The organism is Roseicyclus sp. (genome assembly GCF_965662675.1).
GTDB lineage: Bacteria > Pseudomonadota > Alphaproteobacteria > Rhodobacterales > Rhodobacteraceae > Roseicyclus.
Window position 1 is genome coordinate 59,462 of record NZ_CBFIIK010000006.1, and the last position, 6,000, is coordinate 65,461.

The window sequence follows — 6,000 nt, forward strand, 5'->3', positions numbered from 1 at the left end:
GCATGCCTAGAAAGACGCAGAATCGGCGGGGCTGTCAATACTTAAGTCAATCTGATTTAATTATTGACTTGGGCACCGCGATGATGCTCATCTGGGCGCCGATATGGATGCCTCGGGGAGGGATAAAGATGGCTGCCGAACGGAAAGTCATCCTCGAAACGCGTGGTTTGACAAAGCACTATGGCGGTGTGCAAGCGCTCAACGATGCCGATTTCAAGATGTATGCGGATGAGCATATCGCGATCGTCGGCGATAATGGCGCCGGCAAATCGACCTTCGTGCGCAATATCACCGGCGTCGAGCAGCCCACGGCGGGCGAGGTGTTGATCGACGGCCAGCCCGTGCGCTTCAAGGCACCCAATGACGCGCGCGCTCATGGGATCGAGACGGTCTATCAAAACCTTGCGCTGGCCGATCACCTGAACGTGCCCGAGAATATCTTTCTTGGCCGCGAAGAGGTCTATTTCGAGTTCGGCCCGCTCTCATGGCTCAAGAAAAAGGCGATGATCAAACGCGCCGACACGCTGTTGGCGGAAACCGGGATCAAGATCCCCGATGCAAGGCAACCCGTTGCGGGCATGTCGGGCGGTCAGCGCCAATGCGTTGCGATCAGCCGTGCGGCGGGTTGGGGCAGCAAGCTGATCATCATGGACGAACCGACCGCCGCGCTGGGTATTCAGGAAACCACCCGCGTCGAGAATATCATTCGCGGCCTGAAAACACGCGGTGTGCCTGTGATCATCGTGTCCCATAACCTGCGCCAAGTGTTCAATCTGGTCGATCGTATCGTGGTGTTCCGCCAAGGCCGGATCGCGGGCGTGCTGGATGCCAAGACCGCCAGCGGCAATGATGTCGTCGCCATGATCACCGGCGTCGATCAAGGCGTGCACAAGGATGCGAGTTATATCTGATGTTGATTGGGCTTGATCCTGTGCTTGGCCCTGAATTGCTGGCCGCTTTGCGCGCCATGGGGCATGGCGATGAAATCGCGATTGTCGACGGCAACTATCCCGCCGCGGCCCATGCGCATCGCCTGATCCGCGCCGATGGCTTGCCCGTCCCGCGTGTCTTGGCCGCCGTGCTTTCGGTTTTGCCGCTGGATGGCGATGTGCCTCACCCCGCATTGCGCAGTTGCGATCCCGCCCGACCTGATCGCCCCGATCCGGTCCATCGCGCGATGGATGAGATCTTGCAGAGCGCGCTGCATGATCCCGCACAGATCGCGGTGACGCATGGGCCGGTCTTTTATGATCGCGTCAAGCACTGCTATGCTGTTGTGGCGACCGGAGAACTGGCATTGTTTGCCAATGTCATTTTGCGAAAAGGTGTTGTTGAACCTCAAAGCAGTCATGAAACGACCCCGCGTTAAGGGCCAAGAGGCAAAAGGGCGATGCCGAAAGACAGACAAGGCCATGCGCGCATCAAGCGCCCTTACAACGAACGGCTTTTGCTTGAATTGATCCGGGCCAATGGCGCGATGAGTAAGGCCGATCTGACGCGCGCCTCGGGGTTGAGTGCGCAATCGGCCACCGTGATCGTCAACCGCCTTGTGGATGATGGCCTCTTGCGGGCCGGTGCCTCGGTCAAGGGCAAGATCGGCCAACCATCGACCCCTTACTCGCTCGACCCCGATGGTGTCTTGTCGATCGGCATCAAGGTCGGACGCCGCTCTCTCGAGGTGGCATGCATGGGGTTCGACTATGGCATCATGCAACAGCGCGTCCAACGCTACGATTTCCCGCATCTTCCGACGATCCGCCAAAGCGTGGTGCGCGATGTCACGCAATTGCTCGATGATCTGACGGTCGCGCAGCGCGCCCGCGTCGTCGGGATCGGCATCGCGTTACCCGACGAACTCGCGGCATGGGAGGCGACGGTGGGAGCCCCCGATGGCGCGATGGCCGATTGGGTCGCGGCCGATCTTGCACAGGAATTGGACGAGATCTTCGCGCTGCCGGTCACGTCGCTCAATGACGCCTCGGCCGCCTGTCTGGCCGAAATTGCCGTGGGCAACAGCCTTGGCCATGATTGCTTCGCCTATTTCTACGTCGGCACATTCATCGGTGGCGGCATCGCGATCGGCAACAAGCTTTATACCGGGCAAAAGAATCTTGCAGGCGCGATTGCCTCGATCCCCACGTCGGTTAGCGCAACGGGCAAGGCCGCGCAGCTGCTGGAGGGGGCCTCGCTGCACTATCTGGAACAAAGCGCCGAGGCGGCGGGTCTGGTTTCCGATATCTACTACAACAACCATGCCCGCGATGCGGCGGCGCAAGCGGTGTTTGACGATTGGCTGCGCGTGGCGGCCCCGCAAATCGCCTTTGCCGCCGTCACCGCGCAGGCCTTTCTTGACCCTGATGCGATCGTGATCGATAGCTCGTTGTCGCCTGATCTGACAGCCCAGCTTGTTGTGGCCGTCACCCGCGCCGCGCATGCCCATTACGACCATCGCGGCCTATCCGGCATCACCATCGTGCCGGGCGAGATTGGCCTTTCGGCGCGCGCCATCGGCTCGGGCATCGCGCCGATCTTGGCCGATTATGCCTTGGACGAGATCTAACGCGGTCAGTCCGCCGTCCAGCCGCCGTCGACCAATAGGCTGGTGCCCGTGATCAGCGCCGCCGCATCCGAGGCCAAGAAGACCACAGGCCCCATCACATCCTCGATCTCGCCCACCCGGCCAAGCTTGATCATGCTTTCGATCCATGCGCGGCGTTCGGGGATGGCCAAGGTCTGTTCGGCCAAGGGCGTGCGGATGAAGGTCGGGCAGATCGTGTTCACCCGAATACCATGACGGCCCCATTCGATCGCCATGGATTTGGTCATGCCTTCAAGCGCATGCTTGGTCGCACAATAGACCGCGCGGTCGATACCGCCCACATGGCCCATCTGGCTGGAAATATTGATCAGGCTGCCGGGCTTTTTGGCGGCGATCAGCCCTGCGGCCACGGCACGGGTCAGGAAATAGGCCGCTTTCACGTTCAGATCTGTGGCGGCGTCGTAATCGGCAATGCTTGTGGCCAGCGCGGGCGTGTGGCGAGCAAGCCCTGCGGAATTGACCAAAATGTCAAAGGGGCCGTTCGCGCGTACCGCCGTTTCGGTCGCCGCGATATCGGTGATGTCGAGCGCGAGGGGCGTGGCGCGCAACCCCTTGGCGGTCAGCTCTGTGGCCAGATCGGTGATCGGGTCCAACCGCCGCGCGACAAGTGTCACCTCCGCCCCAGCCTCGGCCAGCGCGACGGCGGCCCCAAGCCCGATGCCGGAACTCGCCCCGCTCACCAATGCGCGGCGACCATTCAGCTGGAAAGACGGGGTCGTCGGCAGGGTCATTCCGCCGCCTCGCCATAAGGCACATTGCCCCCGCCATAGCGGCGCACGCGGATGTTGCACTGCTCGGCGTGGCCGACAAAGCCCTCGAGCATGCACAGCCGCGATCCGTATGCGCCGATCATCGCCGCCGCTGCATCGGTGGTCACGCGCTGGTAGCTGTGGGTTTTCAGGAACTTGCCCACCCATAGCCCGCCGGTGTAGCGCCCGGCCTTTTTGGTGGGCAGCGTGTGGTTCGTGCCGATCACCTTGTCGCCATTGGCCACATTGGTGCGGGCCCCGAGGAACAGCGCGCCGTAGCTGTGCATGTTTTCCAGATACCAGTCATCGCGGTCGGTCATGACCTGCACATGCTCATAGGCCATGTCGTTGGCCACGGCGAGCATCTCCTCATGCGTGTCGCACAAGATCACATCGCCATAGTCGCGCCAGCTGATCGCGGCGGTTTCCGCCGTGGGCAGGATCGTCAGAAGCCGGTCGATTTCGGCCAGTGTGCCCTCGGCCAGCTTGCGCGAATTGGTGATGAGGCACGCAGGCGAGTTATAGCCATGCTCGGCCTGACCAAGCAGGTCTGTGGCGCAAAGCTCGGCATCGACGGTGTCATCGGCGATCACCATGGTCTCGGTCGGGCCGGCGAAGAGGTCGATGCCCACGCGGCCGTAGAGCTGACGCTTGGCTTCCGCCACAAAGGCATTGCCGGGGCCGACAAGCATGTGGACAGGCTCGATCGTTTCGGTGCCAAGGGCCATCGCGCCCACGGCCTGAATGCCGCCCAAGACATAGATCTCATGCGCGCCGCCCAAATGCATGGCGGCGACGATGGCGGGGTGGGGCGCGCCCTTGACCGGCGGGGCGGAGGCGATGATGCGCGGCACGCCTGCGACAGACGCCGTCAAGACCGACATATGGGCGCTTGCCACCATCGGGAACTTGCCGCCCGGCACATAGCAGCCGACCGATTGCACGGGGATGTTGCGGTGCCCCAAGATCACGCCGGGCAGAGTTTCGACCTCGATATCTTGCATGCTGGCGCGCTGCGCCTCGGCGAAGCGGCGGATCTGGGTTTGGGCGAAGCGGATATCGTCCATGTCGCGCGCGCTGACCTTTTGCATCGCGGCTTCGATTTCAGAGGGCGACAGGCGGAAGCTGGCGGGCGCGTAGCCGTCGAACCTCTCGGCCAGATCGCGCACAGCCCCATCCCCACGCGCTTCGATATCGGCCAAGATGCCCTCGACACTCGCGCGCACGCGGGCGTCATCCTCGGCCCGCTCCGCCTCGGGCTTGCCACGCTTGAGATGGGTGATGGTCATCTTGACTTATCCCTGAATTATCAAGGCGCGCCCAAACGCGCGCCCGTCTTTGTATCGAACAGGTGGCATATATCGCGTGGGATACGCGCGGCGAAGGGGGCGCCGATCTCGGCCCGGAAATCCTTGGGTGCCTTGATCGCCACCAGCGCGCCTGCCGCCTTGAGCGTGACCAGGGTCGCGTCGCCCAGCAATTCCAGGGCATAGATCGGGGCCGCGATTTCACCAACGCCATCGGCGGCGGGCATCGCATCCTCGGCGCGAAAGCCCAGCGTCACCGGGCCGTCGGGGCCGTTCAGCCCGTCGATGCGAACATTCTGGCCCGTGAACACACCGCCGCGGATCTCGCCCGCCATCAGGTTCATGGCCGGCGAGCCGATGAAGCCCGCGACAAAGGTATTGGCGGGGGTGTCGTAGATGTCGGTGGGGGTGCCGACCTGCTGGACCACGCCCTTGTTCATGACCACGACCCGGTCGGCCAGCGTCATCGCCTCGATCTGGTCATGGGTGACGTAGATCGTCGTGACCTTGAGTTCATGGCTGAGGTTCTTGATCTGCGCCCGGGTCGACACGCGCAGCTTGGCGTCGAGGTTCGAGAGCGGTTCATCCATCAAAAAGACATTGGGTTCGCGCACGATAGCGCGGGCAAGGGCGACGCGCTGGCGTTGCCCGCCGGACAGCTCGGCCGGGCGGCGGTGCAGGAAATCGTCCAGCTCGACCATCGCGGCGGCGCGGCGCACGCGCGCATCATGTTCCGCCTCGGGCAGGCCACGCACCTTGAGCGGAAAGCGGATGTTCTCATACACATTCATGTTGGGGTAGAGCGCATAGCTTTGGAACACCATGGCGATGTCGCGATCCTTGGGGTCGAGGTCATTGACCCGCTTGCCGTCGATGACGATATCGCCCGCGGTCACGTCCTCCAACCCGGCGATCATACGCATCGTCGTGGTCTTGCCGCAGCCCGATGGCCCCAACAGCACCAGAAATTCCTGATCCGCGATCGTCAGGTTGAAGTTTTCCACGCCGACGAAGGAGCCCCATAGTTTCGAGATATTGCGGAGCTGGATTTCGGCCATGCCTACACCCCCTCCCCGGGGCTGAAACTTGCATACGTTTTCATAACGCTAATTCGAAGACATAATTTCCTGCAAGCTCTATTTTTCAAGATAAATATTATTCGGGCTTGGCGTTGAAAATTCTTGCCTCTCCGGGTGTTCCTGCATCAAAATTGACAACGTATGCAAAACGTGGCGATTCGTGATCGGCGCGGTCTTGCATCCGCAATAACGTCAGGCGGGGATCCCAACGTCGGGTGGACATCGCCAAGAAACGACAACGACATCACAGGGAGTTCTGTCGTGAT

The 6,000-nt window shown here is 62.0% G+C and carries 6 protein-coding genes; 3 read left to right on the forward strand and 3 right to left on the reverse strand.

Features of this window, described 5'->3' with window-relative positions; all coding sequences use genetic code 11:
- The first annotated feature begins 128 nt into the window (after window positions 1-128).
- The 3 genes from ACTG4J_RS02735 to ACTG4J_RS02745 are packed head-to-tail and all read left to right on the forward strand — an operon-like array spanning window position 129 to window position 2,560.
- Window positions 129-911: an ATP-binding cassette domain-containing protein gene (locus tag ACTG4J_RS02735; protein WP_439136962.1), complete on the forward strand. Its 783-nt coding sequence runs from the start codon at window positions 129-131 to the stop codon at window positions 909-911.
- Window positions 911-1,369, forward strand: coding sequence for an RbsD/FucU family protein (locus ACTG4J_RS02740; protein ID WP_439136963.1), 459 nt, complete (start codon window positions 911-913; stop codon window positions 1,367-1,369). The genes ACTG4J_RS02735 and ACTG4J_RS02740 overlap by 1 nt, the downstream gene beginning before the upstream one ends.
- 21 nt (window positions 1,370-1,390) lie before the next feature.
- The gene (locus ACTG4J_RS02745) at window positions 1,391-2,560 is read left to right on the forward strand and encodes an ROK family transcriptional regulator (protein WP_439136964.1); all 1,170 of its coding nucleotides are present in this window, start codon (window positions 1,391-1,393) and stop codon (window positions 2,558-2,560) included.
- A 5-nt stretch (window positions 2,561-2,565) separates the two neighbouring features.
- On the opposite strand, the gene ACTG4J_RS02750 is transcribed toward ACTG4J_RS02745, so the two are convergent.
- From ACTG4J_RS02750 to ACTG4J_RS02760, 3 genes are read right to left on the reverse strand one after another with little or no spacing between them, the layout of a single operon-like run.
- On the reverse strand, window positions 2,566-3,330 hold the full coding sequence (locus ACTG4J_RS02750) for an SDR family NAD(P)-dependent oxidoreductase (RefSeq protein WP_439136965.1): 765 nt from the start codon (window positions 3,328-3,330) through the stop codon (window positions 2,566-2,568).
- Complete coding sequence (gene hisD, locus ACTG4J_RS02755; RefSeq protein WP_439136966.1) at window positions 3,327-4,637, reverse strand: histidinol dehydrogenase; 1,311 nt, start codon at window positions 4,635-4,637, stop codon at window positions 3,327-3,329. The genes ACTG4J_RS02750 and hisD overlap by 4 nt, the downstream gene beginning before the upstream one ends.
- Window positions 4,638-4,657: 20 nt before the next feature.
- A complete protein-coding gene (locus ACTG4J_RS02760; protein ID WP_439136967.1) occupies window positions 4,658-5,713 on the reverse strand; it encodes an ABC transporter ATP-binding protein in 1,056 nt (351 codons plus the stop codon).
- Window positions 5,714-6,000 lie beyond the last annotated feature (287 nt).